31 protein-coding genes are annotated in these 25,385 nt (G+C 63.2%); 13 read left to right on the top strand and 18 right to left on the bottom strand.

The annotated features are described in order from the left end of the window. The first annotated feature begins 90 nt into the window (after positions 1-90). The 4 genes from IVB32_RS05705 (at position 91) to IVB32_RS05690 (ending at position 4,492) form a co-directional block, all read left to right on the top strand. Positions 91-978: a sigma-70 family RNA polymerase sigma factor gene (locus IVB32_RS05705; RefSeq protein ID WP_018460410.1), complete on the top strand. Its 888-nt coding sequence runs from the start codon at positions 91-93 to the stop codon at positions 976-978. 1,011 nt (positions 979-1,989) lie between these two features. Then, positions 1,990-2,184, top strand: a complete 195-nt coding sequence (locus IVB32_RS05700; protein ID WP_018460409.1) for a hypothetical protein — start codon at positions 1,990-1,992, stop codon at positions 2,182-2,184. Next, entirely contained in the window at positions 2,156-2,608 is a 453-nt protein-coding gene (locus tag IVB32_RS05695) for a hypothetical protein (protein ID WP_051113078.1), read from the top strand. Before IVB32_RS05700 ends, IVB32_RS05695 begins: the two co-directional genes overlap by 29 nt. A gap of 57 nt (positions 2,609-2,665) precedes the next feature. Then, positions 2,666-4,492, top strand: coding sequence for an SDR family oxidoreductase (locus IVB32_RS05690; RefSeq protein ID WP_026234024.1), 1,827 nt, complete (start codon positions 2,666-2,668; stop codon positions 4,490-4,492). Here the strand turns inward: IVB32_RS05690 and IVB32_RS05685 are convergent. From IVB32_RS05685 to IVB32_RS05630, 12 genes are all read right to left on the bottom strand, one after another. Then, the gene (locus tag IVB32_RS05685; protein WP_247368953.1) at positions 4,452-6,830 is read right to left on the bottom strand and encodes a glucose/quinate/shikimate family membrane-bound PQQ-dependent dehydrogenase; all 2,379 of its coding nucleotides are present in this window, start codon (positions 6,828-6,830) and stop codon (positions 4,452-4,454) included. The two genes, IVB32_RS05690 and IVB32_RS05685, sit on opposite strands and share 41 nt — an antisense overlap. 26 nt (positions 6,831-6,856) lie before the next feature. Next, entirely contained in the window at positions 6,857-7,225 is a 369-nt protein-coding gene (locus tag IVB32_RS05680) for a c-type cytochrome (protein ID WP_018460405.1), read from the bottom strand. Between the two features lie 16 nt (positions 7,226-7,241). Continuing rightward, positions 7,242-7,877: a cytochrome c gene (locus IVB32_RS05675; RefSeq protein ID WP_026234023.1), complete on the bottom strand. Its 636-nt coding sequence runs from the start codon at positions 7,875-7,877 to the stop codon at positions 7,242-7,244. After that, positions 7,877-8,716, bottom strand: coding sequence for a substrate-binding domain-containing protein (locus IVB32_RS05670; RefSeq protein WP_018460403.1), 840 nt, complete (start codon positions 8,714-8,716; stop codon positions 7,877-7,879). The genes IVB32_RS05675 and IVB32_RS05670 overlap by 1 nt, the downstream gene beginning before the upstream one ends. Next, the gene (locus tag IVB32_RS05665; protein ID WP_026234022.1) at positions 8,700-10,556 is read right to left on the bottom strand and encodes a PQQ-dependent dehydrogenase, methanol/ethanol family; all 1,857 of its coding nucleotides are present in this window, start codon (positions 10,554-10,556) and stop codon (positions 8,700-8,702) included. Before IVB32_RS05665 ends, IVB32_RS05670 begins: the two co-directional genes overlap by 17 nt. A 111-nt stretch (positions 10,557-10,667) precedes the next feature. After that, positions 10,668-11,456 (bottom strand): heme-binding protein, encoded by a 789-nt coding sequence (locus tag IVB32_RS05660; protein WP_026234021.1) that lies wholly within the window; start codon positions 11,454-11,456, stop codon positions 10,668-10,670. Between the two features lie 58 nt (positions 11,457-11,514). Then, positions 11,515-12,453 carry a cytochrome c oxidase assembly protein gene (locus IVB32_RS05655; RefSeq protein ID WP_018460400.1) on the bottom strand — a complete coding sequence of 313 codons (939 nt, stop codon included), beginning with the start codon at positions 12,451-12,453 and terminating at the stop codon, positions 11,515-11,517. Next, entirely contained in the window at positions 12,441-12,716 is a 276-nt protein-coding gene (locus IVB32_RS05650; RefSeq protein WP_247409956.1) for a hypothetical protein, read from the bottom strand. Before IVB32_RS05650 ends, IVB32_RS05655 begins: the two co-directional genes overlap by 13 nt. Positions 12,717-12,790: 74 nt before the next feature. Beyond that, positions 12,791-13,390: a cytochrome c oxidase subunit 3 gene (locus IVB32_RS05645; RefSeq protein WP_018460398.1), complete on the bottom strand. Its 600-nt coding sequence runs from the start codon at positions 13,388-13,390 to the stop codon at positions 12,791-12,793. Further along, entirely contained in the window at positions 13,387-15,300 is a 1,914-nt protein-coding gene (gene ctaD, locus IVB32_RS05640) for a cytochrome c oxidase subunit I (RefSeq protein WP_018460397.1), read from the bottom strand. The genes IVB32_RS05645 and ctaD overlap by 4 nt, the downstream gene beginning before the upstream one ends. Continuing rightward, a complete protein-coding gene (gene coxB / locus IVB32_RS05635) occupies positions 15,297-16,307 on the bottom strand; it encodes a cytochrome c oxidase subunit II (protein ID WP_018460396.1) in 1,011 nt (336 codons plus the stop codon). The genes ctaD and coxB overlap by 4 nt, the downstream gene beginning before the upstream one ends. A gap of 112 nt (positions 16,308-16,419) precedes the next feature. After that, the gene (locus IVB32_RS05630; RefSeq protein ID WP_198293419.1) at positions 16,420-16,887 is read right to left on the bottom strand and encodes a hypothetical protein; all 468 of its coding nucleotides are present in this window, start codon (positions 16,885-16,887) and stop codon (positions 16,420-16,422) included. Between the two features lie 17 nt (positions 16,888-16,904). Here IVB32_RS05630 and IVB32_RS05625 point away from each other — a divergent pair, with 17 nt between their 5' ends. Further along, positions 16,905-17,372, top strand: coding sequence for a metallophosphoesterase family protein (locus IVB32_RS05625; protein WP_247295139.1), 468 nt, complete (start codon positions 16,905-16,907; stop codon positions 17,370-17,372). A 20-nt stretch (positions 17,373-17,392) separates the two neighbouring features. On the opposite strand, the gene IVB32_RS05620 is transcribed toward IVB32_RS05625, so the two are convergent. Further along, positions 17,393-17,581, bottom strand: a complete 189-nt coding sequence (locus IVB32_RS05620; RefSeq protein ID WP_083926604.1) for a hypothetical protein — start codon at positions 17,579-17,581, stop codon at positions 17,393-17,395. Positions 17,582-17,851: 270 nt separating this feature from the next. Between IVB32_RS05620 and IVB32_RS05615 the strand changes: the two genes are divergently transcribed. After that, positions 17,852-18,025, top strand: coding sequence for a hypothetical protein (locus tag IVB32_RS05615; RefSeq protein ID WP_162847264.1), 174 nt, complete (start codon positions 17,852-17,854; stop codon positions 18,023-18,025). After that, complete coding sequence (locus IVB32_RS05610) at positions 18,026-18,226, top strand: hypothetical protein (protein ID WP_083926603.1); 201 nt, start codon at positions 18,026-18,028, stop codon at positions 18,224-18,226. It abuts the gene before it with no gap. Positions 18,227-18,729: 503 nt separating this feature from the next. On the opposite strand, the gene IVB32_RS05605 is transcribed toward IVB32_RS05610, so the two are convergent. Continuing rightward, positions 18,730-18,945: a hypothetical protein gene (locus IVB32_RS05605; RefSeq protein ID WP_018460391.1), complete on the bottom strand. Its 216-nt coding sequence runs from the start codon at positions 18,943-18,945 to the stop codon at positions 18,730-18,732. 423 nt (positions 18,946-19,368) lie between these two features. On the opposite strand from IVB32_RS05605, the gene IVB32_RS05600 reads away from it, so the two are divergent. The 5 genes from IVB32_RS05600 (at position 19,369) to IVB32_RS05580 (ending at position 22,252) form a co-directional block, all read left to right on the top strand. Further along, on the top strand, positions 19,369-19,878 hold the full coding sequence (locus IVB32_RS05600) for a DUF2243 domain-containing protein (RefSeq protein WP_204511969.1): 510 nt from the start codon (positions 19,369-19,371) through the stop codon (positions 19,876-19,878). Continuing rightward, positions 19,850-20,014: a hypothetical protein gene (locus tag IVB32_RS05595; RefSeq protein WP_157643156.1), complete on the top strand. Its 165-nt coding sequence runs from the start codon at positions 19,850-19,852 to the stop codon at positions 20,012-20,014. The genes IVB32_RS05600 and IVB32_RS05595 overlap by 29 nt, the downstream gene beginning before the upstream one ends. A 38-nt stretch (positions 20,015-20,052) precedes the next feature. Then, entirely contained in the window at positions 20,053-20,838 is a 786-nt protein-coding gene (locus IVB32_RS05590) for a succinate dehydrogenase iron-sulfur subunit (RefSeq protein WP_018460386.1), read from the top strand. A 73-nt stretch (positions 20,839-20,911) separates the two neighbouring features. Continuing rightward, a complete protein-coding gene (locus IVB32_RS05585) occupies positions 20,912-21,391 on the top strand; it encodes an NUDIX hydrolase (protein ID WP_018460385.1) in 480 nt (159 codons plus the stop codon). Further along, complete coding sequence (locus tag IVB32_RS05580) at positions 21,392-22,252, top strand: SIR2 family protein (RefSeq protein WP_018460384.1); 861 nt, start codon at positions 21,392-21,394, stop codon at positions 22,250-22,252. It abuts the gene before it with no gap. Positions 22,253-22,361: 109 nt separating this feature from the next. Here IVB32_RS05580 and IVB32_RS05575 read toward each other — a convergent pair whose 3' ends face one another. The 4 genes from IVB32_RS05575 to IVB32_RS05560 form a co-directional block, all read right to left on the bottom strand. Next, positions 22,362-22,598, bottom strand: coding sequence for a DUF3551 domain-containing protein (locus IVB32_RS05575; RefSeq protein ID WP_083926601.1), 237 nt, complete (start codon positions 22,596-22,598; stop codon positions 22,362-22,364). A 182-nt stretch (positions 22,599-22,780) separates the two neighbouring features. Continuing rightward, a complete protein-coding gene (locus IVB32_RS05570) occupies positions 22,781-23,116 on the bottom strand; it encodes a hypothetical protein (RefSeq protein ID WP_143273835.1) in 336 nt (111 codons plus the stop codon). A 73-nt stretch (positions 23,117-23,189) separates the two neighbouring features. Continuing rightward, on the bottom strand, positions 23,190-24,059 hold the full coding sequence (locus IVB32_RS05565; RefSeq protein WP_026234018.1) for an MBL fold metallo-hydrolase: 870 nt from the start codon (positions 24,057-24,059) through the stop codon (positions 23,190-23,192). Positions 24,060-24,088: 29 nt separating this feature from the next. Further along, a complete protein-coding gene (locus IVB32_RS05560; protein WP_088930861.1) occupies positions 24,089-24,676 on the bottom strand; it encodes an NADH-quinone oxidoreductase subunit B in 588 nt (195 codons plus the stop codon). Between the two features lie 224 nt (positions 24,677-24,900). On the opposite strand from IVB32_RS05560, the gene IVB32_RS05555 reads away from it, so the two are divergent. Beyond that, the coding region (locus tag IVB32_RS05555; protein WP_247409954.1) for a ferritin-like domain-containing protein at positions 24,901-25,385 on the top strand (485 nt) is incomplete at its 3' end.

Here is a 25,385-nt window from a genome sequence, read left to right as displayed (position 1 = left end):
CTGCGCGGAGCCGCCGCTGGTTCGTGATGTGAGGATCGTCGGCAACTATCGTATGCTGGACGAGTCCTGAACAAGCGAAGCGGAGGAGCAATGGCGCCAGACCCGCTGGCCACCATCGATACCGAGGCCCTGCTGGCGCGGATGCGGCCGAAACTGCATCGCTACTGCGCCCGCATGGTCGGCTCGGTCATCGACGGTGAGGATGTGTTGCAGGATGCGCTGATCAAGGCGATGGAAGCGCTGCAATCGGTCACGCCCGTCAATACGGAGGGCTGGCTGTTTCGCATCGCGCACAACACCGCGCTGGATTTCCTGCGTCGCCGCAACCGGCAGGAGGCGCTGCACTCGGCTGAAGAGGTGGAGATGATTGCCGACCAGCTCGATGATGTGGAAAGCCGCCAGATCGCCGCGACCAGCCTTCGCACCTTCATGCGGCTGCCGGTGGCGCAGCGCTCCAGCGTGATCCTGATGGACGTGCTCGGCTGCTCGCTTGCCGAGGTCTGCGACATCATGGATTTCAGCCTGCCGGCGGTGAAGGCCGCGCTGCATCGCGGACGCACGCAGCTGCGGGAGTTCGCCGGAGAGCCCGACGATGTGCCGCAGCCGGGCCTGTCGGAAGCAGATCGCACGCGACTCAACGCCTATGTCGGCCATTTCAATGCCCGCGACTTCGACGCGATCCGCGCCATGATCGCCGACGACGTCAGGCTCGAGCTCGTCAACCGTACCAGGCTGAAAGGCAAGGCCGAGGTGTCGAACTATTTCGGCAATTATTCGAAGAACAGCGACTGGCACCTGGTGACGGGGCAGGTCGAGGGACGTCCCGCGATCCTCGTGTTCGATCCGAATAAGCCGGCCGGGCGGGCGAAATATTTCATGCTTCTCGACTGGTCCGCCGGCAAGCTCGCCACCATCAGGGATTTTCGTCACGCAGCCTATGTTATTGATGGTGCGGAGTGCGTGGTGGATAGAGGGTGAACTCGCCTTCTCCATCGGAGCAGGCGCGTCGCTTGACTAGAAGGCCGTGGCAGGTTCAATGGGAGGACTGCCCGTCGGGCAAAACACCCGCCATCCCGTCAACCCCTCTCCACAAATATATTCCGCTTTACCGAAATTCGGAAACGGCGTATGTGTTGGCCATCCCGGCTCATCCTTGAGGGGCGATCTTGTGGTCGTCATGTTCGCGAGCCGGGCTTGCGGTGGACGCGGCAGCGTTCGGGTGCGAGAGGCCAAGGGCAGGGCGGATTGCTCTCCGTGAGCCCAAGGCTGCGTTCCGACGAGCGGCGCTGCTAGGCTTCGTCTCGTCTGTAAGTTTCCGGCTCCGTCGACAGGGCTGGAAAAACTGCGGCGAAATGGCGAGCCGTGCGTACGGCAAAAACCGTGTGGTCCTGGCCATCGTTGCTACGGTCAAGCCCTGGCGAATGCGGCATCTGCGTCAACCGGCGCGGTGCCGGTGACTTTCGCTGGGACGAGGGAGGCCAGAACGAACTCGGCTCCCGGGAGAGCACGGCATAAGCCGTCCAACCATCGCGCAGGGAAGGCCGAGTGATTGGCTACACCTGTATGCTGCTGTGCGGTTTCCTTGCGCTACATTTTCGCGCAGCGGACCGCGGGCGCCAGCCGGCACCCGGCCTTCCCTGCGCCCTCTTGGACAAGAGGGTGAAGCGACGAAGCAAAGCTCGGGCGGAATCAGCCGCGAGGATGCGAAGCTGCGCGGTTCGCCATCACGCATGCCGAACTACAGTCGCAACCAGGAGGACGAGGACCGCGAAAACGACAATCTCCATGGCATGCGAACGATTGGCCGACGACGGAGGTTCCCCGATTTCACGAGCAATGCCGAGCAGGAGCCCGCAAGGTCGCGCACAGCAGGCCCAAGACATCGCCAAGCCGGCAGTGGCCAGGCAGCGAAATTTTAAGATCATTAACAATGTTGAATCCCTGGCCGGAGCGATTGCCCTACCGTGAACCTTTCCGCCGGGGCTTTCCATGATCGATACCGCGACCAAGGCGTTGTTGCGCACCGTTCTCGACGAGGTGTGTGAAGCTGTTCCACGCTGTGAGATCGGCGCCAGGACTCGCGTAGCCTCGAAGCTTCTGGAGACTGCAAGCAGGGGCGACATCTCTGCGGATCGTCTCAAACTAGCGGCCCGCAATGCCCTTTCAGAAGTCCCGACGATGTGATGATGGTCATGTGGGGGCAGGGGTGAATTTCCACGTGACGGTCCTCAAGATCCTGGTGAGCTACCCGGATGGGTTCGCGGCCATGGAGGATCTCAAGCGGGATATGGCCATTCTGGCGACCAGCGGTCGCGACTGGACCGAGCGCACCCGGCGGCTCGCCGGGCGGGTGCCGGGGCTGGACATCTTTTCGCAAGGGCTGATCGACCGGACAAATGGCGGGTGGCGCATCACGGCCAAGGGCCGCGCCGTGCTCGGTCTGATGGAAGCTCGTCCGGACCAAGCGCCGATTGCCACCCAACAACCTCCCTCAGAACCAGAGCTTGCCCCGGCGATCTCGCGGCACATTCCGGCGGAGAGGATCCGAGGACGACTCGCCGCGCGCCGTCGCCGACGCAATGCCCGCATGCAGGCTCGGGCGTCCTAGCGAGGAACGAGCGTCGCTCCCGAAGCTTGAGCAAACGCCTTGTGATGGAAGACGCTCATGCAAAGTTCCGACGCTACCTTGTCGACGGCCCGTTTGTCGCGAGCGACGGACGATATCTGGGTCGTGGACGATGCCCCGATCAGCGCTGCCGGTCTGAAACTTCCGGTGCGTATGACCGTCATTCGGCTCTCGAACGGCGATCTTGTGCTGCATTCGCCGGTGAGACATTCGCCGACTCTCCGCGGTGAGTTGGAGCGGCTAGGGCCGATAAGGTACTTGCTCGCGCCGAATATCGCGCACTGGATGTTCCTGTCCGACTGGCAGAGAGAGCTGCCACAGGTGACGACTTTCGCGGCGCGCGGCCTTTCGGCGCGTCGGCAAGTTCGAGCAGCACGGATCCACATCGACCGCGAGCTTGGAGAGGCGACGCCTGAGGAATGGAGGGCCGACCTCGAAGCCGTCTCGGTGAACGCTCCGATGTTCTCCGAGATCGAGCTGTTCGACAAGCGCAGCCGGACACTGATCCTGACGGATCTGGTGCAAAATCTCGATCCCGATGATCTCAGCGCGTCAAACGAGGCCGCGGCAAACCTCCTCGGCATTTCCAAGCCAAACGGAACGGCGCCGGTCTATCTCCGACTGCTGCTGCGCCTCGGCGGCCGTTCCGTGCGGTCGGCAGCCGAGCGGCTCATACGGCTGTCGCCGGAGCGGGTGATCTTCGCGCATGGCGACTGGTTCGAAGCGGACGGAACCGAGCGTCTCCGGCGATCCCTGCACTGGCTGCTTCCGGCGGGCGGCTCCGGATCCGAGCCGCGGCAAATGACTGGCACGCGCGTCGTCATAACCGGTGCCTCGAGCGGAATCGGGCGTGCTGCGGCGCTGGCCTTCGCCGGAAAGGGCGCAAGCGTGGTCCTGGCGGCACGCCGTGCCGAAGTCCTGACGAGCCTCGCTGCAGAATGCGAGGCGCTCGGAGGCCGCGCATTGGCAATCCCGACCGATGTCACCGATGCCGAGGCGGTGCAGCGGCTGGCCCGAGAGGCGGAAGACGCGCTCGGTGGCATCGACGTCTGGATCAACAACGCCGGCACCGGCGTTTTCGGGGCCTATCAGGACGCGGATATCGCACTTCATCGCCGAACGATCGAGGTCAATCTCCTCGGCACGATGCATGGCGCTTTCGCGGTGCTTCCGATCTTCCTGCGCCAGAACCGCGGTATCTTGATCAACAACATCTCGCTCGGGGGCTGGGCTCCGACGCCTTTTGCTGCGGCCTACACAGCGAGCAAATTCGGCCTTCGGGGCTTCACCGCGAGCCTGCGTCAGGAGCTCAGGGCTCATCGCAACATCCATGTCTGCGGCGTCTTCCCGGCCATGGTCGACACGCCGGGCTTCGTCCACGGCGCCAACATGTCCGGCCGGACGCTCGATCCCGGTCCGCTGCTGTATCAGGCGGAGGACGTTGCCGAGACGTTCGTGAGCCTCGTCCGCGCACCCCAAGATGAGGTCGCCGTGGGCTGGCCGGCGCGTGCCGGCCAAATTGCCTACGCGATGGCTCCGCAGATTACCGAGAACATCCTGGGGGTTGCCTTCCGCTACCTGCTGTCGCGCGCGCGCCCGGCGAAGAGCAGCGAGGGCACCATGATCGAAGCTGGTCCGCAGGGCACGTCAATCGATGGCGGTTGGCTGTCACGCAAGCAGCTCCCACCTGCCGGGGTCATCAGTCAGGGGCTCGCGGCGCTGGGACTAGCTGCGGGCGTGGCTCTCCTGGCTTCAGCAGTTGCGCGTCGCGCTGGCAGATCGGGACAAGGCGTCGCCAAGCACAAGCATGTCCTGCCGAGGCAGATCACGGCAGCGCGTAGGCCCGCACGTAATCGCCGAGTTTAGTTCCGAACGAGCCGTGGCCGCCATCGACCGTGACGACATATTGCTTGCCGTTGGCCTCATAGGTCATCGGCGTCGACTGGCCGCCGGCAGGAAGGCGGTCCTGCCAAAGCCGTCTGCCATCGCGAACGTCGAACGCGCGGATGTAGTCATCCATCGTTCCCGTGATGAAGACGACGCCGCCCGCGGTGACGATCGGACCGCCCAGCATGGGAACGCCGAGCTTGAATGGCAGCGGCAGCGGGGCCTGATCGCGGATCGTGCCGATGCGATGCTGCCAGACCACCTTGTGCGACTTGAGATCGATCGCGGCGATGTTGCCCCATGGCGGGGCAAGGCAGGGGATGCCGAGCGGTGAGAGGAAAATGCCGAGGTCGACGCCATAGGGGGCGCCGTACATCGGCTGCACGCCGAGCTCGGTTCCCGGCGGATGCGCCGCGTTCGGCGCTGCCGGATTGTCTTTCCCGCGCGGCACGAGACGCGAGACGAAGGGAATCGATTGAGGGTTCGCGATCGCGATCAGGCGTTGCGGATCGACGGCAATGCCGCCCCATTCGAACATGCCGAAGTCTCCTGGAAACACCAGCGTGCCTTGTTCAGACGGCGGCGTGAACGGCCCCTCATAGCGCAGGCGCTTGAACTTGATCCGGCAGGCGAGTTGGTCGAACATCGTGCTGCCCCACATCTGCGCGTCGGTCAGCATGCCGGGCGGGCGAAAGCTCAACTCCGAGAAGGGCTGGGTCGGCGACAGCCGGTCTCCCTTCGCGGCGCCCTGCGGCACCGGCTTCTCCGGTGCGGGCACCAGCTGACGCCCGTCGCGGCGGTCGAGCACGAAGATGTCGCCGGTCTTTGCCGGGATGTAGATCGCAGGCGTCACGCCGCCGTTAAGGCGCAAATCGACCAGACTGGGCTGCGACGGCATATCCATGTCCCAGAGATCGTGGTGCACGTTCTGGAACGACCAACGCAGTTTCCCGGTCGTGAGATCGAGGGCAATCAATGCCGAATCGTAGCGCTCGTTCTCGGGCGAACGGCCGCCGCCCCAAATATCCGGAGAACTCGAGCCGAGCGGCACATAGACCAGTCCGAGCTTCTCGTCGACCGCGGAAATGCTCCAGGAATTGGGTGAGCCGGCCGTGAAATGATGCGAGGCCGAGGGCATCTCGTTCGGATCGGAATTGCCGGCATCGAATGCCCAGATCAGCCGTCCTGAATAGATGTCGAAGCCGCGGATCACGCCCGACGGCACGCGATCGGAATAGTTGTCGATCACCGCTCCGCCGACGATCAGCAACTTGTCCGTGACGACGGGCGGCGAGGTGCCCTCGTAGAAGCCGAGTGTCTGGATCTCGCTGCCCTGCTTGAGATCGATCTGTCCCTGATTGCCAAAATCCTGGCAAGGCACGCCGCTCTGCGCATCGAGCGCGAACATCCGTCCGTCGTTGGTCGGTATGAAAATGCGCCCCGCACAATCGCTCGGGGCCGGCGTGCCGTCGGCAGTTATCGCGCCGGGCTTGGTCGCGTGATAGGACACGCCGCGGCAGGTCATGTGCTGGAAGGCCTTGTTGTGCTGCACCTGCGGATCGAACTTCCAGCGCAGTTTTCCGGTCGCGGCTTCGAGCGCGAACACGATCTGGTGCGGCGAGCAGGTGTAGAGCAGATCGCCCACCTTGAGCGGCGTCGCCTGGTTGGTGATCTCGTCGGGATCGTCCGGGCCCTTGTGATCGCCGGTGCGGAATTCCCAGGCGAGCTTGAGGTCCTTGACGTTGTCCTTGGTGATCTGGCTCAGCGACGAGAAGCGCGTACCGAAGCCGCTGCCGCCGTAGGCCGTCCAGTTCTGGCCGGCAGCGGGCTGGTCCGGTTCGGGAGACGCAATGGCCCCCGTTGTTTCGCCCTCAGGTATCGTGCCGGCAAGATCGCGGCGATCGCTCGTCAGGGACATGCCGACGACGATGGCTGCGGCGACCAACACAAGGCCAAGCGCCCATCGCGCTGCGCGCAAGCGAGGCGCCAGGCGGGAGGCAATGAAGGGCAGCATCAGCCACAGGCCAAGCGGCACGAGTACGTCGCCGCGCGGCGCCAGCGACCAGAAATCGAGGCCGGCCTCCCAGATCGCCCAGGCCATCGTTCCGGCCAGCAGCGCGGCATAAACCCAGAGCGCCTCGGCGCGGCGGCGCCCGAGCAGCCAGCTCGTGAGCAGAAGCATGATGCCCGCGATCAGATAGTAGACGGAGCCACCGAGGGCCTCGAGCCAGGCACCGCCAGCCAGGAGGCCCAGTCCCATGATAGCGACGAGCACAATGGTGATGGCCAGCAATGGCGCGTCACGGAGCCAATTCATTGAACGATGCATGGGAGGCATGATGGTCACTTCAGCGTATAGAGAAACGCCGCGATGTCCCGCGCGTCCTTCTGCGGGATGCCCATTCTCGGCATGGCATTGCCCGGCAACGCCCGCTGTGGATCCTCGATCCAATCAGCCATGTTGTCCGGCGAGTTCTGGATGTAGCCGGCGATGTAGGTCCGCGTGCCGATCCGATGCAAGGGTGGGCCGACATTGCCTTCGGCGCCGGCAATGCCGGGAATATCGTGACAGCCGCCGCAGTGATACTGCTTGACGAGGTCGGCGCCACGACGCGCGTCGCCGGTGAAGTTGTCCGGGCCCGCAGCCTTGCAGGCGGCGCCTGTGGTAGCCAGCAGCGCGGTGACTAGCAATCTCGTGATCGGATTTGCCATCGCTGCTTCCCGGCGATCAGGGCTTCTGGCCGAAATTGAAAGACTTGGTGGCAGACCAGGGATCGGTCGTCGAGACCTGCTCGCTCGGGACTTGCTCGACTTCGGGCGAAGGCAGATTCGCGGAAAAGGTTCGGCCCCATTGGTGGCTCGGCTCGTTGCTGATCTTGCCGATATAGGTGACGAGATCCCAGATCACGCTGTCGGGCAGCACGCCGCCCCAGGCCGGCATTCCATTCGGCCGCCCCTGGTAGATCGAGAGAAAAATGTTCTCTGGCTGCGAGCCGTAAGTAAAGTTGTTGTTGCTCAGTGCCGGACCCATGCCGCCGCCGCCATTTGGCGCGTGGCAGCCGACGCAGTTGAAGTTGACGTAGTAGGTCATCCCGCGCTGCTCCGCATTGGGATCGCCCTGCACAGGGTTCTTGATCTGCGGCGGGTCCGGCTGCGCGCCGGGATGGAGGTGACTGACGGGGACCTGCATGAAGACGCCGGGCCTGCCATTGCCGACGCTGCCACCGAAGTTCGGGCGCGGAGACAGCGTCGGCATCTGCGCCTCCTGCGACTGCGGCAAAGTCTGCTGGGCCAGTCCCGCACCATTCGGCACAACCGCCAGCAGCAACGACAGGGCGCTCGCGCGCAGCACTGGAGCAGACATCACTCATGTCCTCCCGATACCGTAACCGGTTGGTCCACCAGCGGAACGCCGTAACTGCGCAGCAGCGAGGTGATCTCGGACCGGTGCTCGTCGATGAATGCATTCAGTCGGTCGCGCAAGGCGTCGTCGCCTTTGCGCACGCCCATCGCGATGGCGAACTGGAACTGCTGAGGTGCAAAGCGCTCGTAATCCCGGATCGGCGTGACCGTCAGGGGGACGGGAGAGCGCTGGGCGAAATATCCGGCGAGCGGACCCCAGGCTGCGGCGACATCGAGGCTGCCGCTTTCGACGGCTTCGATCAGGCGCGCCGGCGGATCGGCCTGGCGATAATCACCGTAGATGGAGTAGCCGCGGACGTTGTCAACGATGCCCTGTTCGCCGAGCGCTTGCGCGGGCGGCGGATTGTTGCCGTCATCGCCGATCAGATGCACGCCGATCGCGAGGTGATGCAGGCGCGGGTCGAGCAGGGACGAAAGGTCGAGGTGCTGGTCCTGCCGCGTGACGAACACGTAGCTCGAGCGATAATACGGCTTCGTCGTCTCGACGAGATCATAGCCGGACGGCACGCCCATGACGACGTCGCATTTGCCGGCTTTCAGCGTGTTACGGATGAAGCCGCGGCGCTGCGCCCACCAGGTGTAGGAGACCTGCAGGCCGAAATGCTCGGCCACCATGGCCGCGAGCCTGTTCTCGAATCCTGCTTCGGCGCTGTTCGAGAAAGGCAGATTGTTGGGATCGGCACAGACGCGAAGCTCGCGATCCGACGCTGCCGCCGCCGTGGTTGCAAGCCCGACCAGAAAACCAAGAGCGATGCCGGGATAACTATTTCGAAGGCGCATGGCTGGTGTCCTCACCATTCGCGCCGCCGAGTTTGAAGACCAGCAGCTCACTCCCGCCCGCGGTGTAGAACGGCAAATCCTGGGTCGCACCGACAAAACCGAGCGCGCCGTTGCGCACCCGCGGATCGACCTCGGCGTTGGCCACCACACCCGGCCAGCCGCCGACGCCCGACAGGATCGCGATGTATTGCTGTCCGTCGGAGCCGCGATAGGAGATCGGCTGGCCAATGAATCCGGAGCCGGCGCGGAATTGCCAGAGGACATGCCCGTCCTTGGCATCCACGGCCTTGAACAGCCGATCCATGGTGCCGTAGAACGCGACGTCGCCTGCCGTAACCAGCGCGCCGCTCCAGACCGGCAGCTTCTCGTGGATCTCCCAGACCTTCTTGCGCGCGACGGGATCCCACGCCATGAATTCGCCGCGGTGGCCGCCGGGGCCGGCATACATGTCGACATCGGCGCCCACATAAGGTGTGCCTGCGATATAGCCGACCTGCGATGCCTTGAAATTCATGCAAAGATGCTGATGCGGCACGTAGAGCAGCTTGGTGCGGGGCGACCAGGCGGTTGGCTGCCAGTCCTTGGCGCCCGGCGCGGCCGGGCAGATGTTCTCGACGGTCTTGCCGGCGAGCGGCGTCTTCTCCTCGTTGGGGATGATCTTGCCGGTCTTGAGATCGACGCCGTTATAGGCATTGACGAATTCAAACGCGTCCGCCGAGATGACTTCGCCGGTCGCCCGATCCATCACGTACATATAGCCGTTGCGGCCCGGGTGGATCAGCACCTTGCGCGGCTTTCCATTCAGTTCGAGATCGACGAGCACATTCTCGTTGATCTCGTCGTGGTCGAACAGGTCGTGCGGGTTGATCTGGTAAGCCCATTTGGCGCGGCCGGTGTCGGGGTCGCGGGCAAAGATTGTGGTGCTCCAGAGATTGTCGCCGCTGCGCTGGTTGGCGTTCCATGGGCTCGGATTGGCTGTGCCGTAGTAGATCAGATTGAGTTCGGCATCGTAGGAGATCCATCCCCACATCGTGCCGCCGCCGACCTGCCAGCGGTCGGCCGGCCACGTCTTCACGCCGAGATCCTTGCCCTTGAGACTGTCGTAGAACGGCTTGAAGTCGTCGCCGATCAGCACGTCCTTGTCCGGGCCCGTGGCGTAGGCGCGCCACGCAATGGCCCCGGTGTTTTCATCGAGCGCGGTGACCCAGCCGCGCACGCCCATCTCGCCGCCGCTGTTGCCGACGAGCACCTTGCCCTTGACCACGACGGGAGCCATCGTGATGGTCTCGCCCTTGTTGATCTCCCCGAGCTTCGTATGCCACAGCTCCTTGCCGGTCTTGGCGTCGATCGCGACCGTGTGGTTATCAAGCGTGTTGAGGAAGACCTTGCCGTTGTCGAAGGCGAGTCCGCGATTGACGACGTCGCAGCAGGCAACGCCCGCGGCTGCCGGTTCAGGCTTTGGCGCGTAGGACCATTTCAATTCACCGCTCGTGGCATCGAGTGCGAACACACGGTTGGGGTAGGGGCCAGCATAAGGGCCGACCACATACATGGTGCCATCGACCACGAGCGGCGCCGCCTCCTGGCCGCGATCGGCACCGACCGAGAACGTCCATGCAAGCTGGAGGCGCGATGCATTGGACGTGTTGATCTGATCAAGGTTGCTATAGCGGGTGTTGGCGTAGTCGCGCGCCGCCATCGGCCACTGGCCGGGATCTTTCATGCGGCTGGCGAGATCGCTCTGTGCCGAGGCGGACGACAGCAACGCGCAGGACGCGCAAAGGGCACAAAGGAAGCCTGGAAGTCGGCCCAGCAAACGCGTGAGACCACGCACTAACATATGTAAAGATCTCCACGGCAGTGATGAGGCCGTGCGCCGTTGCAGGCCGGTTTACGAACCTACAAACGTTCCGACTTCGCTTGGTTCCAAAGAGGTGAGACCGACGACGAGCTATCTCACGACGTTGCCGGACACGCCGGCGCCGAGGTCAACTGCGATCTGATCTTCCTTGCCGTTACACTTGGGGTGGCCAAATCCAGACGGACTTTTGCCGTCGGGTCCGATGTCATAGATGATTGCGTCTTTCATGTTGGGGCTGACGCCGGCCGGCACGCGGTCGAGCCCGAGCTGGTGACGCACGCGCCAGGCCACGTTGTGATCGGCGCAGGAGCTGTCGCCGCTGACGCCCAGCGCGCCCGTGATGCCGTTGCCGTCATAGAGCGCCAACCCGCCTCCGAACACGATGGTGCCGCCGATCGGCTTGCCTACCATCGGATCCTGGGCCGTGCCGAAGTTGTCGGGAGATCCGGCGTACAAGGCTTCCGGAGACGGCGGGTTGCCGAGTGCCGCTCCGAACAGGAACCCGCCGGGCTGCGCACCGGCATAGAGATTGGCGGTCGCGATCGCCTTGTCCTTCAGGCTGAACGCATTTGCCGTATTGGCCTTCTCGGCCGCGATGGCCCGGCTGCCGAGCCACTGGTCGTCGACCTTGCCGCCGCTATAGGCAACTGCGCAGACGATGCCCTGCCGATTGACGACGGCAGCCCACTCGTTGTTGTCGAGACCGCCGTTGCTGGGGCCGCCGCCCGGCTTGACACTCTTCTTGAGGATATCGGCGAGCTTGTCATGGTCGACCGGGCACGACATCCCTGACTTGGGTTGGTCCTGCGCGCTCAAGACTGCAGGCACCAAGAATGCTGCGGTGATTGCCGTTAGCACCATGACGGATCGTTTTTCCATGTGGCCTCCGTGGAGTGTCGCAGTCGGCAGGCGAACGTTCGAACAGAAGTTGCGGTTCCTATGCAGCGTCGCTCAGCCCGGATGTTGAAGGGAGCGGCAGGCGGGAATGACCGCCGTTCGCAGTCAGCCAGCGGTGAGCAAAGAACAACGCGGCGCCGGTATAGAGTAGGCCCATGGGCACCCACATCAGGATGCCGGCGAGCTGCTGGTCCTCGAGTGCCGAGAGGCCGAATTCCCCGGCGAGGGCGCCCTGGCCTGGGATCCACAGCCGCGGCGACACGGTCAGCAGAGCTCCGAGCACGCCGGAATGCAAAATGGTGATGAAAAGGCACGCGACAGCGATGCCGTCGCGAATTCGAGTGCTACGGCCCTGACCGCGGCCATGCAGCAGCACCCACCAGAACAACAGCGCAGTCGCGAAGAAGCTGATGTGCTGGAGACGATGGATCGCCGTATTCTCGAGCGCCCACGCATATAAAGGCGGTGCATGCCAGACCCAGAGCGCTGCGCCGTGCAGGATGGTCGCGCTCATGGGGTGGCTTACAAAACGCCAGGGCCACGCCAATATCGGCAGATCGAGCATGCGGCCTGCCGCCGGGCGAAGCCGGGCCGGCAGGCTCCACAGCAGAGGACCATTGATCCGGGCGAACGCCATCAGCGGTGCCGCGACCACCATCAGCAGTTCGTGCTCGACCATGTGCGCGGTGAACAGACGCTCGCCGAGCCAGTGCAGCGGCGAGGTCACGGCAAGTGCGGCCACCAGCCATCCGGTCCAGAACGCGGCCACCTGGCGGAAGCTGACGCCACGGCCACCACCTGCATGATGCCAGAGCCGCTGCGTTCCGACATAGAAGCCGATACCGACGGCATAGAGCGGGGCCATGAGCCAGGGATCGTAGCTCCACAGCGAACCGGGATCGACATCCGATAGTCCGTGCGCATCGGCCGGCGCCGCGAGCAGCGCGAGCAGCAGTGCTGCAAAGCTCAGCGCAGGCATGGGCTGATCATGAGCGAGGCGGCGAACTGGTTCGCAATCACCAGCGCAAATAACACGCCGGAGCCGACGCCGAGCCAGGCCATGAACGTTCGTGGTCCGCCACCCCGCGCATCGGCCCATTCAGCCCCCGCGCCGCGCCGAACGGCGCGGGCCGAAATGACAGTGCCTGCCAGCGCGACGACAGCCAGAACCGCGCTCATGATCGCGCCGCTGAGCCTGGTCTGTTCGCAGGAGAAGTGCGCGAGCACGTAGACGCCCTGCAAGTTGATACCCCACGCGATGGGCCCGAGCGCAACGCCGGCCCAATAAAGCAGTCTGGAATGTCGATCGGCTGCGGTCATAGGCGTGGCACCCAATCGAGCAAGACATAGAGCGGCAGCCAGGCGAGCACGACGAAGTTCCAATAGAACACGTTGTCGGTCACGTCGCTGAACCGGCGCGGTTTCGCATGGCGCGTGAACATCAATACCGCCAGCACGACCGTGTCGCCGACATCGGTGGCAAGGTGGGTCGTGTGCAGCCCCAGAATGAGCCAAACAATGGAGCCGTAAGCTGAATTGTCCCAGCGGGTGTTGAGATGCGCGAACTCGAAGCCGCGCAGCACCAGCAGGGCAATGCCGATCAGGGCCATCACGATGAGTCCGGTCCGCACCTTCGCGAGATCCTGCCGGTGTGCGGCGCGGTTGGTGATCTCGTTCGGGATGATGCTCAGCAGATAGACCACGACTTCGGCTGTGCCTGGCCAGAGATCGGGCGGCGAGGCGCCGATCGGCCAGCTTGGGTTGACGGCGTAGAGATAGAGATAGGCACCGATGGCAATGGCAAAGCCCATACCTTCCAGCGCCATGAAGCCCATCGCGCCCCACCACGGTCCGCTGCGCGGGCCGTAGCCGTAAGTCGGCAGTTCAGCGACATTGCGGACGATGGTCTGTCTCACTCCTCGTCCTCCTTGCTGCCGCTCGGCCAGAACCAGCCGATCAAGGTGACGGCCATCGGCGGCGTGCCCCAGAGCACCGCCCAGGGCGTGAAGATCGAGCCGATGAAGAACACGGTCGTTGCGATAGCTGTGAGCAGTGGCCAGATGCTGGGTTCGGGCGAAGCCTCGCGGATCTGCGGCTCGGCTTCCGCGAGCGACGTCAGCAGGACCTCGCGCCGCTCGGCGCTCAGACCCGCGACCACGGGCAGGCTCTCGCTATCGGCCCACAGCGGATCGCGGTGCTTGACCACCGGAATGCGGTCGAAATTCTGCGGCGGGGGCGGCGATGACGTCGCCCATTCCAGCGTGGAGGCATCCCAGGGATTGTCGCCTGCGAGCGCGCCCTTACGCAAGCTGTAGACCACATTGACCAAAAGCAACGCGAAGCTGAGCGCGAAAATGAGAGCACCACCGCTGGACACGAGATTCAGGTGCGCCCAGTCCATGTCGGCGGTGTAGGTGTAGACCCGGCGCGGCATTCCGATCAGCCCGAGGATGTGCATCGGGAAGAAGGCGACGTTGAAGCCGATGAAGGCGAGCCAGAAATTCCAGCGCCCGAGTCGCTCGCTGAGCATGCGGCCGGCGATCTTGGGAAACCAGTAGTAGACCGCGCCGACCAGCGGGAACACAGCGCCGCCGATCAGGACATAATGGAAGTGGGCGACGACGAAATAGGTGTCGTGCACCTGGGTGTCGATCGGGACCGAGGCGACCATGACGCCGGACAGCCCGCCGAGCACGAAGATCACGATGAAGCCGATCACGAACAACAGCGGGGTCCGGTAGACCGGACGCCCGTCCCAGAGCGTTGCCAGCCAGCAGAAGATCTGCAGCCCGCTCGGCACCGCGATCAGCATACTGGAGGCTGTGAACAGGGCCGCGCCGAGTTGGGGCAGGCCCGTGACGAACATGTGGTGGACCCAGAGACCGAACGACAGGAAGCCGGTCGCGATCAACGAGAGGATCACCACGGGATAGCCGATCACCGGCCGTCGTGCGAACGTCGCGAGGATCGCCGAGACCATTCCCGTGCCCGGGATGAAGATGATGTAGACCTCGGGATGGCCGAAGAACCAGAACAGATGCTGCCAGAGCAGGGGATGTCCGCCCGAGGAGGAATCATAGAAGCGCGTGTTGACGAGGCGATCCAGGATCAGTGACGTCGATGCGACCATGATCGAGGGCATCGCGAACATCACAAGGAAGCTCGTCACCAGCATGGCCCAGACGAACAGGGGAATGCGGTCGAGCGTCATGCCGGGCGCGCGGAGCTTGAACACGGTCACGATGATTTCCACGGAGACGGCGAGCGCCGCGACCTCGGTGAAGGTGATCATTTGCGCCCAGACATCCGGGCGCTTTGTCGGCGTAAATTGCAGCGAGGAGAGCGGGACATAGGCAAACCAGCCAACGTCGGGGCCGACATTCAGCGCAAAGGAAATCCAGAGAAAGCAGCCGCCGAACAGAAACATCCAATAGCTGAAGGCGTTCAGTCGCGGAAAGGCGATGTTCCGCGTGCCGACCATCAACGGCACCAGATAAACGGCGAACGCCTCCATGACCGGCACGGCGAACAGGAACATCATCGTCGAGCCGTGCATCGTGAAGACCTGATTGTACTTGTCGGCGGAGAGAAACGTCTTCTCCGGCCCGGCCAGCTGAATGCGCATCAGGACCGCGAGGAGGCCGCCGAGGAGCAGGAATACGAACGCCGTGATGATGTAGCGGCGGCCGACCACCTTGTGGTCGACCGACGTCAGCGCGCCCATCCAGCCGGACGGCGTGCGCCACACTTTCTCCAGCTGTGTGGAAAGTCGAAGGCCGTTCAGGACGTCGTCCCGCAACTCATTTGGTTCAGCGGCGATGCTCACTTGAGCTGCTCCAGATAATGAATGATGGCGATCATTTCATCCGATTGCAGCGGCATCCTCGGCATGAGATTGCCGGGCTTGATGTGCTGGGGATCGGCGATCCAGGCGCCGAGCGTGGCCGAATTATTCGGCAACGTTCCCGCCGCGATGGTCGTGCGGCTGCCGATATGCGTGAGATCCGGGCCGAGCTGCCCGCCGGCCAGCGTGCCGCTAATGTTGTGGCACAAGGCGCATCCGCGCGCCCGGAACAGAGCCTCGCCCTGCTTGCCGAGCGGATCGGCAGGGCTGTTGGCGCTCTGGTTTTCATGGTGGCGCCAGCGGCCGAACTCGTCGGGTGACATCGCGATCACGGCAAATGCCATGTGGGCGTGCTGGATCCCGCAGAACTCGGCGCATTGCCCGCGATAGATGCCCGCGTTCTTCGCCGTGAATTGCAGCTCGTTCTTCTGCCCGGGGATCAAGTCCATTTTGCCGGTCAGGCTCGGCACCCAGAAGCTGTGGATCACGTCCGCCGATTCCAGCTCGACCTTCACCGGCTGGCCGGTCGGGATCCGGATCTCGTTGGCCGTCACGAAACTCTGCTGCGGACTGTCGGCCTCATAGCGGACCTCCCACCACCATTGGTGGCCGATGATCTTGAGGATGTGGGCTTTCTCGTCCTTGGCAAAGACGGTACGTTGTCCGGCATAGCTCACGAAGGAGAGACCGAGCACGACGGCGGTGGTCGCAATCCCAAGCGCGAGGATGACGCGCCCGGAGCATTCCTCGAAGGCTTGGTGAAGGTCAAGCGGCCGATCAGCCGAACGTTTTCGCCGCATCATTCCGATGCAGAGCGCGATCACGACGGCGGTCCAGACGACCGCCGACACAGCGAGGAAGATGAACAGCGTGTGCAAGATCTGGTCGGATTGCAGCCCTTGCGGATCGAGCGCCGATTGCCGGCCCGCACACGCCGTGAGCGGCCAGATCGTGCACAACACCAGAACCCTTCGCACCCAGACCTGCATTGACGCCTTGTCGCACTCCGCTTCACAGGCGGAACCGGGCAGGCCTACAAAGGTTCCTATCCGCTAATCGGAGCGATGGGCCGAAGAGGGATGTCCGACATCAATCATCGGGCTAGAATGGCCAGCCCTTCACGGCGATCACGATCGCCGCATCGCCAGCGGCCATCAGCAACAGGACGGCGAGACTGGCGATGATTGCGCCCGGCTGGGCAAGCACGCGCAACTCTCCGAGCATGTGTCGGCTCCAAAAAGCAGCAATGCCGCGATGACCCTGAGGGTTCCTGCGGACACGCCGGGCGTTGACGTGCGAGCGCCGGAACGAAGGCCCGAGATCGCGCGTTCCTGCGACGAATTGAGGGTTCACGTGCCGCGCTATCATTTTGATCTGGTCGACTCCGAGACCGTCGCCGACGAGGGAGGAGCTGAATTGCCCGACGACATCGTGGCGCTGGACGTTGCCGAGGAGATCGCGAAGAGGCTCCTTGCGGAGCGTCCCGAACTCAGGAATCGTCATTTTTCCATCCTGGTCACGAACCAGCAGGGTGAGGAGATCGGGAAAGTGCCACTGGATGTCCTGCACTGAAGTCGCGGCCTGACATGGCGTTGAGGATCGGAGTGATCTCGGATACGCACGGCCTTCTCAGACCTGAGGCCGGACGCCGTCTTGCAGGGGTGTCGCATATCCTCCACGCTGGTGATATCGGCGCGCCGGAGGTTCTGGAGAGGCTTTGCCGAATAGCGCCCGTCACCGCCATCAGGGGAAACGTCGATGTCGGCAGTTGGGCGAGGCGCTATCCCGAAACCGAAACAGTGCACCTCGGCGCTCGTTGTTTCTACCTCCTTCACGATCTCAAGGCGCTCGCCATCGACCCCGCGGCAACCGGTGTGAACGTGGTGATATCAGGACATTCGCATCGGGTGCAGGTCAACACGATCAACGGAGTGCTTTTCCTGAATCCTGGAAGCGCCGGTCCAAGGCGATTCAAGCTGCCGATCACGCTGGCAACGCTCGATCTCGATGAGGGCGGCGACCTGCGGCCCACCATCCATGAGCTCGACGCGTGAACGAAGCGCATGCGTAGCAGCTAGTGGGTATTCGACTTTTGCCATCGCTCCAGATCAATCGGGGGACGCTTTGGGTCGATCTGCTCCTTCTCGGGATTTCCCTGCCAAGGCTGGTCCGTCTGCCGGTGGGTTGGCAAATCCGTCTGCTGTCGCGGATCGTCGACCGGTGTTTCTCTCGGGTCGTTTTCAGGCGCTTTCGCTTTCGGCATAACTTGTCCTCTCTGCGATCTGTCGGTGTGGTGGCACGCGATCAACGTACGCCAGCGATCCCGCCATCATCAGCTTCCGGGTGCCGTCCTTCTCCGTTTCCCGCGATAGAGCCTGGACCATGAACAAAAAGCCTTCCGTATGAACTGCGGGGTCAACACGGGCAGGAATCGTTCGTTCCTAGGGGCATGCATCAGCATCGATCAGGAACGACCGCCGCCCCATCTCATTGCCAGCGCATGAGGTCGCGAGACCGAAACAAGGAGCATGCAATGTCCAAATTGCCCCCCATACCGCCAGAGCAGCGCAGCGACAAGGGACCCGGATCTGATCCCAGGATCGAGACGGATGAAAGAGTCCCCGACCGCGAGAACTTCGACACCCAGGGTCGTCACGGCAACATCAAGCAGAACACGACAAACCAAGGCTACCAGCAGGACCGATGAATGCCACACAAGAACTCAGACAGTGAACGCTTCGGTGGTCCGGGCTCCTCGCGGCAGGATCGCAAGCACCCCGAAAAGGGAGGTCGCGAGCATGAGCGCCCTGCGCCCGGAACGGCTACCAACGACCGCAAATCACACGTCTCGGGAGGCGGTGGTGAGCGCGATCAACATCACACGCACGACGATCGTGAGAGGAGCTGAGCAATGGCTAAGACAACTTCGAGCTTGATGCTGATCGCGTTCCTGGCGACCGCGTCGATAGGGGCCGCCTCGGCGCAGAGTGGCGGTGGCGGCGGTTCGGGAGGATCGGGCGGAGCAAGCGCGAGCAGCACGAGCGGCGGCACCGGCGGTGCCACAAGCCCTGGGTCGGCAGGCCTTGGGTCTGCAGGAGCTACAAACCAGACGGGCGGTGCATCGCCCAGCCTGGGCAATCCAGGCGACGCGGCCGCGGCTTCGCGTGGCACGACGGCTACCGGCACGAACACCGCTGGAACGGCCCAATCGAGCGGTGGCGGGCCGCGAGGATCGACCACCGTCGGGCGGGCCGGCAATCCCGCAGGGGGGACCAGCAGCGGACGGATTGACGGAACTGCGACACCCGGTCCGTCGATCCCGGGCGACGCCGAAATACGCTCGGAGAACTCTCAGGATTCCCACGTCGATCGAAAGATCAAGAGCATCTGCAAAGGCTGTTAGATCGGCGATCAGGACGCCGGGTTTTCCGGCGTCCAATCGAGGTCGTCCTCGCTTCGAGGTTCGGGGTCGGGCGAGCAGGGCTTGATCTTCAGGTCATCCTCGAGCCTGGGCTGACCCCCGCCGCTTTCGACCAGACCGGCGTCTTCGGCCTTTTTCAGGGTTTCCTCTTTGGTTGAAAACGTCCGGCTCAGTTTTTCGCCGTCCTTGAACAGGGCATACGCCATATTGGCTCCTCGCGATTGGAATCATCGAAGACTTTGACGTGGGCGGACACACACGGCCACCGTCGCTCCTTTGTCGCTTGGTGAAGCTCTAGCCGACTTCCCTGAGATTGCTCAGGATCGCCAGGTGACGCTGAATGATCGGCGGCGACATCTATGCGACCTGCTGTTCGCCGGGGTGCCATCTGATCGCAAATACGACGTGGAATCTCCAATGTTGGATTCACAAGACGCTGCGACCGTTTCGAACGTTCCTATCGCCGCCGTAAGCAGCCGGGCGATGCTCCACCTGATGTCGGCATCCTGGCACGAGCCCGCAGGTTAACGCAAGTTATTGGCACGGGAAGTGCGTCATGATCATAGGAACGGCAGCACTGAGGACGGTTTGTCCATCATCCAGATGCCGACCGGCGCACGAGCAAAATCATGCAACACAGAAATTCACGCAGCTTTCCGATTTCCGCGGGCGTCCTTCTCGGGCTTGGTCTGGGCGGGTTTTTTGACGGCATCGTGTTTCATCAGCTGCTGCAATGGCATCATATGTTAAGCGGCTGGTATCCGCTCAACTCCATCGACAACGTCAAGCTCAACACGACCTGGGACGGCATCTTCCACAGCGCGGCCTATGTTGTTGTGCTCCTCGGCCTGTATGTGCTGTGGCAACGGGCGCGCGGGTCTGACATCCACTGGTCGCGCGGCCAGTGTCTCGGCGCGGTGTTGCTCGGTTGGGGCATCTTCAATCTGGTTGAAGGCGTGGTTGACCATGAGGTCTTCAAGCTGCACCAGGTGAATGAGACCGTGCCTCACGAGCAGCGCATCTTCTGGGACATCGGCTTCCTGCTATGGGGTGCGGCCATGTTGGTCATCGGCGCCGCCATGACACGCGCCGGCACGCAAGGGAGGGTCCATGCGGAAAGCAGTCTACAGCCTCGCTAGAGAGACCTCGCCAGCTCTGGTCTATGCCATTTTTATATTGCTGCTGATGCTCGCTACAGCACCGGCCTTTCGCATCGTGCTGTTGGGTGTGTCGCTGGATGATCTTCTGCAACTACGCTGCTTCAATCCCGGCTGATGCGCGGTTATCACGCCTCATGTCTTCCCGGAGGTAACATGGTCGAGTTCAGGCTTCCGAAACACTCCCGCGTCGAAAAGGGAAGGATCTGGCCCAAGCCGGACAGCAAATCGTTGCGCGAATTCCAGGTCTATCGCTGGAATCCCGACGACGGACGCAATCCCCGGCTCGACACCTACTTCGTCGATATGAGCGATTGCGGGCCCATGGTTCTGGATGGTCTGATCTGGATCAAGAACAACATCGACTCCACGCTGACATTCAGGCGGTCCTGCCGCGAAGGCGTGTGCGGCTCCTGCTCGATGAATGTCGCCGGCCAGAACACGCTCGCCTGCACCAAGTCCATGAGCGAGGACGTTCCGAACGGCGAGCCGCTGCGCGTGCTGCCCTTGCCGCATCAGCCAGTGGTCAAGGACCTCGTTCCCGACCTGACGAATTTCTACGCACAGCTCGCATTGATCGAACCTTGGCTGCAAACCGTGTCACCCACACCACCGAAGGAATGGCGACAGAGCCATGAGGATCGGGCCAAGCTCGACGGGCTCTACGAGTGCATCCTCTGCGCCTGCTGCTCGACATCTTGTCCAAGCTACTGGTGGAATTCCGAGCGTTTCCTCGGCCCAGCGGCCCTGATCCAGGCGGCCCGCTGGGTCAATGACAGTCGCGACGAGGCGACGGGCGAGCGCCTCGACAAGCTCGAAGACCCCTTCAGGATTTATCGCTGTCACACCATCCTCAACTGCGCGAAGGCGTGTCCCAAGGGCTTGAATCCGGGCGAAGCCATTTCCGGATTGCGCCTCAAGATGGTCGAACGGAAGTTCTGATCGGGGACGGACACTCGCGCATAAAGGAACGATGGCTGCGGGGTAGGCTTATCGACCAAACTGGAGGCGCCTGATGGGCAAGAAACAATTCGCCGCGTTGCCGTTCATGCTGAACAATTCCGAATTGCGCGTGATGCTGATCACGACCAGGCGCAAGCGCAGGTGGAGTGTCCCGAAGGGATCGCCGATGCGCAAGACGGAGCCGCACCGTACGGCTGCGCTCGAGGCGTACGAGGAGGCCGGTCTCGTCGGCGTCACCGCAAAGCGCGCGCTGGGCTCCTTCAAGCATCGCAAGCGGAAGGGTGATCGCAAGCGGACCATGAACGTTGCCGTCTTTCCCATGAGGGTCCACGGGCAGGAGCGCTGGTGGCCGGAAAAGGGAGAGCGTGAAGCAATCTGGGTCTCGCCGAAGACGGCGGGCCGTCTGGTGCACAAGGCGCAGCTTCGTCGTCTAATCGCCCGCTTCGCGGCGCAGACGGAGAAGACCGCCCCCTCACCGCTGAGCGATGGCATGGCTCCAGGAACCCGCGTCTCGTCCAGTTATTCAAGGTAGATGAACCAGCAACCGACCGGACTCGCATTCGAGGAGCGACCGCCTCATGAGGTCTTGGCCGCGGCGATCAAGCGACGCTGCGCGATCCTGTTCGTCGGCGCCGGCGTCTCGATGGCTGTCGGCCTGCCGTCCTGGCAATCTCTGATCGACCATCTGCTGGATGACCTTGGACTTGAGCGCGACGTGATCGCTGGGATGCACGGCGGCTATCAGATGCTGGCGGAGTACTACCGGCTGAAGCGCGGCGGAATCGGCCCGCTCCGCAGCTGGCTCGACCGCAACTGGCGCGTCGACCCGGACAGGATCGCGGCCTCACGGCTCCACCGGCTGATCGTGGAGCTCGATTTTCCGACCATTTACACCACGAACTACGACCGCAACCTCGAGACGGCCTTCGAGGTCCTGGAAAAGCCCTATGCCAAGATCAGCAACGCAAAGGACATTGCAAGCGCCCGTTCCGGCGTCACGCACATCATCAAATTTCATGGCGACTTCGACGACGATGCCTCGCTCGTCTTGACCGAGACCGACTTCCTCAACCGGCTCGCGTTCGACTCGCCACTCGATATCCGGTTTCGCGCCGATGCCTTGGGCAGCACGCTGCTTTTCATCGGATACAGCATGTCCGATCCCAACATTCGGCTCCTGCTGCATCGGATTTGGCAGAGTTGGGATGAGTCCGGGCACCGCCAGGACCGACCGAGGTCCTTCGCGTTCGTCACGCAGCGCAATCCGGTGCAGGAGGCTGTATTGGCGAACTGGGGCATCACCACCATAGCGTCGCCTGACGGCGTCAGCCCAGATGATGGTGTCAGCCAGTTTTTGCTGGACATCCGCCGGCGTATCGAGCGAGAGAGCTAAAGCGGTCCCTGGCGCGCCTTGAGCGTTTGCTCTGCTGCCGCGGGGCCGCTCGGCTCAGCGGCGGGATCGGTCAGAAGGAGGATCGATGACCAGTCTGCACCTGGGCCGGTCACCGATATCCCCTATATCGCCGTGCATAGGCATAGCGAGGATTGACGCCGCAATAGGCGTGCGTTCCCGATGCAGTCGCCATGCACTGAGCGTAACTGGCGAACTGGCAGTTGCCCGGATAGCCCCAGACGCGGCCCTGAAGGCAGTAGCGGTCTTGTGCGACGGCCGCCGTTGGGGAGCCGAGGCCCGTCACGAGCGCGAGAGAGGCGGCGGCCAGGAGCAATCGATGCTTCATGGAAATCTCCATTTCAACATTGAACGTGCCTCGTGAAGCGGCGTTCCAAGTGCAACGTTTACCGACTCCTCTAATTGCGACCTGAACGCGATGCGGCCCCGGCGAGGAGAGGATCTCACCGAGGCCGCTCTCATGCGCGCAACAGCAAGGGCGCGCTTTGGAGGATTGCTAACCGCGAACCGCTAGCGACGCGGCGTGGCGCCGTTGGACGGTGGGGTCGTTTCGTTGCGCATGCCGGAAGGACTGGAAGCACCTTGTCCGCCCCGCTCGACATGGGTGATGCCGCCGCCGCCGCCGGTTCCGCCTGAGCCGCCATCTCCAGCTCCAGCACCGCCTGCGCCTGCGCCGCCAGCCCCGGCACCAGCGCCCGCGCCGCCGCCAGCACCGCCTCCGGCCCCACCACCGGCGCCGCCTGCGCCACCACCGGCGCCACCGCCAGCACCTTGCGCGAACGCTGCGCCGACTGAAGCGCCTGCAAGCATTGCTGCCGTAAAGATCGTCAGGATTGTCTTACGCATCTGTCTTCTCCTTGAGGTTTCGATGTCGGATCAATCATGTGAAGCATCCACCGTTCCTAGCCGTGCAGCGTGATCAAGCTCTGTCGTCGACGACTCCGCGTCGATATTGCGAAGGCACGGCAACTTCGTCGAACCGTTGGGCGAGAGCATCGAGAGCCGCGCGCATCTGCGGCCCCTGCATGGCCGCGCCGTGCCCCGTGACGACGATCTCCGGAGCGAGTGCGGCAAGTGCGCGCACCGATGTCTTGGCGCTTCCCCAATCGGGGGTGAAATACATCGGGGGCCCGTGCATCTCCGGCGTTTGCGTCACTGCGGCGTAGACGGATTCCTGCCGCGTCGTGATGAAGGCATCGCCGGCAATCAGCACGCGGTCGCGTTCGCGCCAGAGCGAGATATGCCCTGGGGTATGGCCGGGGGTATGGATCCACTGCCATTCCGGCATGAAGGGCACGCTGTGATCACAGGGAAGATCATAAAGGCGCGATGCGACATCCACCGGCTTTGTCGGGAAGAGCGGAGAGAGCCGAGCGAGCAGCCCGCCACCGACGCTGGGATCGGCCGACGGATAGGATTGGCTTCCGTCCAGATAGGGATGCTCGGCCGCATGGGCATAAACCGGCACGTGCCATTCATTCCGTAGCGTTTCGAGCACGCCGACGTGATCGAAGTGCCCATGCGTCATGACAATGCAGGAAGGCCGGCCGTTTCCTCCAAACCGGGCTTTCGCGGCGGAGCGGATGGCGCCAGCCGATCCGGGAATGCCGGCGTCCACCAGCACCCAATTGCCGTCGCCGGCGTTTTCGAGGCCAACGAAAATCACGTTGACGATCGCGAGCTGACGATAGGCGACGTCAGCGACGATCTGCCGCGTGTTGTCATTGCGGTCGAGGTCGGATTGCGCGTGCTCCGCGTCGGCGGAAGAGGGAAGCGGGATCTGCGTCATGTCCATTCAAGTCCGAGTTGGTCAGCTCACTAGCGCTCGATTGTGCCGATCCGCCGGATCTTCCTCTGAAGCAGCATCACGCCGTACAGCAGCGCCTCCGCGGTCGGCGGGCAGCCGGGCACGTAGATGTCGACCGGCACGACACGATCGCAGCCGCGCACGACCGAATACGAATAGTGGTAGTAACCACCGCCATTAGCGCACGACCCCATCGAGATGACGTAGCGTGGCTCGGGCATCTGGTCGTAGATCTTGCGAAACGCCGGCGCCATCTTGTTGGTGAGCGTGCCCGCGACGATGATCACATCCGACTGGCGCGGCGATGCGCGCGGCGCGAAGCCGAAGCGTTCGGCGTCGTAGCGCGGCATCGACATCTGCATCATTTCGACCGCGCAGCAGGCGAGCCCGAACGTCATCCACATCAGCGACCCGGTTCGCGCCCAGGTGATCAGCTCCTCCGCGCTCGCCGTGAAGAAGCCCTTGTCCGCAAGATCGTCGCGGATCGTCATGAAGAACGGATCGGAAGTGTTGTCGGGCCGTCTCTCGCCCGGACGGCCAAGTGCAGGCCGGCCAAGCGGAGGGCTTGGGTTGCTAATTTGCGGAGAGCTGTTTGTCATTTTGTTCCTGAGCGCTGCGGCCGTTTGCCGATGCGACCACGCTCCGGAAACCCGTCGGCTGTATGCAGCGTTCCTGCGGCGGTAGAGGATTTGTGTTCTGTTATCGCAGGTTAGCCTCGGGTCCGGCGGCCGGAACCCAGCGTCGGCGTCACGGATCACTCTAGGAACGATCCACCGAAACTGCGGTTGGCGGCGACAAGGCCGGTGAAATGGAGGAACATGAAATGACGAACGCAGCCCGCGATACATTCGTGGTTGGATTACGCAATGCGCATGCGATGGAAGTGCAGGCGCGAGAGTTGATGGAACGTCAGTCGGAACGATTGGACGAATATCCCGAGGTCAAGGCCAAGGTTGCCGCCCACCTTCAGGAAACCAACGAGCAGCTGAAGCGGCTGGAGAGATGCCTGGAAGCCTGCGGGGAGAGCACCTCCAGCCTCAAGGATACGACGCAATCCATGATGGCGAACATGCAAGCCATGGCACACTCTGTCGCCGGCGACGAGATTCTCAAGAACACATTCGCCAACAATGCCTTCGAGAATTTCGAGATTGCTGCATACAAGTCTTTGCTCGCCCTCTGCGGCGCCGCTGGGTTCGCGGAGGCCAAGGAGCCTCTTGAGACGTCGCTGAAGGAGGAGCAGCGCATGGCCGCCTGGATCGACTCGAACGTCGAGAAGGTGACAATGGAATATCTGGCGCATCAGCG

The organism is Bradyrhizobium sp. 23 (genome assembly GCF_023073295.1).
GTDB lineage: Bacteria > Pseudomonadota > Alphaproteobacteria > Rhizobiales > Xanthobacteraceae > Bradyrhizobium > Bradyrhizobium canariense_D.
This window is presented reverse-complemented; position numbering and strand designations above follow the sequence as displayed.

Excerpts from the sequence above, each read along its gene's own strand:
- IVB32_RS05675 (WP_026234023.1), bottom strand. The coding sequence starts at position 7,877 with ATGTCTGCTCCAGTGCTGCGCGCGAGCGCCCTGTCGTTGCTGCTGGCG.
- IVB32_RS05625 (WP_247295139.1), top strand. The coding sequence starts at position 16,905 with ATGGCGTTGAGGATCGGAGTGATCTCGGATACGCACGGCCTTCTCAGA.
- IVB32_RS05620 (WP_083926604.1), bottom strand. The coding sequence starts at position 17,581 with ATGCCGAAAGCGAAAGCGCCTGAAAACGACCCGAGAGAAACACCGGTC.
- IVB32_RS05680 (WP_018460405.1), bottom strand. The coding sequence starts at position 7,225 with ATGGCAAATCCGATCACGAGATTGCTAGTCACCGCGCTGCTGGCTACC.
- IVB32_RS05705 (WP_018460410.1), top strand. The coding sequence starts at position 91 with ATGGCGCCAGACCCGCTGGCCACCATCGATACCGAGGCCCTGCTGGCG.
- IVB32_RS05560 (WP_088930861.1), bottom strand. The coding sequence starts at position 24,676 with ATGACAAACAGCTCTCCGCAAATTAGCAACCCAAGCCCTCCGCTTGGC.
- IVB32_RS05565 (WP_026234018.1), bottom strand. The coding sequence starts at position 24,059 with ATGACGCAGATCCCGCTTCCCTCTTCCGCCGACGCGGAGCACGCGCAA.
- IVB32_RS05600 (WP_204511969.1), top strand. The coding sequence starts at position 19,369 with ATGCAACACAGAAATTCACGCAGCTTTCCGATTTCCGCGGGCGTCCTT.
- IVB32_RS05590 (WP_018460386.1), top strand. The coding sequence starts at position 20,053 with ATGGTCGAGTTCAGGCTTCCGAAACACTCCCGCGTCGAAAAGGGAAGG.
- IVB32_RS05655 (WP_018460400.1), bottom strand. The coding sequence starts at position 12,453 with ATGCCTGCGCTGAGCTTTGCAGCACTGCTGCTCGCGCTGCTCGCGGCG.
- IVB32_RS05580 (WP_018460384.1), top strand. The coding sequence starts at position 21,392 with ATGAACCAGCAACCGACCGGACTCGCATTCGAGGAGCGACCGCCTCAT.
- IVB32_RS05685 (WP_247368953.1), bottom strand. The coding sequence starts at position 6,830 with ATGAATTGGCTCCGTGACGCGCCATTGCTGGCCATCACCATTGTGCTC.
- IVB32_RS05700 (WP_018460409.1), top strand. The coding sequence starts at position 1,990 with ATGATCGATACCGCGACCAAGGCGTTGTTGCGCACCGTTCTCGACGAG.
- IVB32_RS05690 (WP_026234024.1), top strand. The coding sequence starts at position 2,666 with ATGCAAAGTTCCGACGCTACCTTGTCGACGGCCCGTTTGTCGCGAGCG.
- IVB32_RS05695 (WP_051113078.1), top strand. The coding sequence starts at position 2,156 with ATGCCCTTTCAGAAGTCCCGACGATGTGATGATGGTCATGTGGGGGCA.
- IVB32_RS05585 (WP_018460385.1), top strand. The coding sequence starts at position 20,912 with ATGGGCAAGAAACAATTCGCCGCGTTGCCGTTCATGCTGAACAATTCC.
- coxB (WP_018460396.1), bottom strand. The coding sequence starts at position 16,307 with ATGCAGGTCTGGGTGCGAAGGGTTCTGGTGTTGTGCACGATCTGGCCG.
- IVB32_RS05575 (WP_083926601.1), bottom strand. The coding sequence starts at position 22,598 with ATGAAGCATCGATTGCTCCTGGCCGCCGCCTCTCTCGCGCTCGTGACG.
- IVB32_RS05605 (WP_018460391.1), bottom strand. The coding sequence starts at position 18,945 with ATGGCGTATGCCCTGTTCAAGGACGGCGAAAAACTGAGCCGGACGTTT.
- IVB32_RS05660 (WP_026234021.1), bottom strand. The coding sequence starts at position 11,456 with ATGGAAAAACGATCCGTCATGGTGCTAACGGCAATCACCGCAGCATTC.
- IVB32_RS05615 (WP_162847264.1), top strand. The coding sequence starts at position 17,852 with ATGTCCAAATTGCCCCCCATACCGCCAGAGCAGCGCAGCGACAAGGGA.
- IVB32_RS05670 (WP_018460403.1), bottom strand. The coding sequence starts at position 8,716 with ATGCGCCTTCGAAATAGTTATCCCGGCATCGCTCTTGGTTTTCTGGTC.
- IVB32_RS05665 (WP_026234022.1), bottom strand. The coding sequence starts at position 10,556 with ATGTTAGTGCGTGGTCTCACGCGTTTGCTGGGCCGACTTCCAGGCTTC.
- IVB32_RS05570 (WP_143273835.1), bottom strand. The coding sequence starts at position 23,116 with ATGCGTAAGACAATCCTGACGATCTTTACGGCAGCAATGCTTGCAGGC.
- IVB32_RS05610 (WP_083926603.1), top strand. The coding sequence starts at position 18,026 with ATGCCACACAAGAACTCAGACAGTGAACGCTTCGGTGGTCCGGGCTCC.
- IVB32_RS05595 (WP_157643156.1), top strand. The coding sequence starts at position 19,850 with ATGCGGAAAGCAGTCTACAGCCTCGCTAGAGAGACCTCGCCAGCTCTG.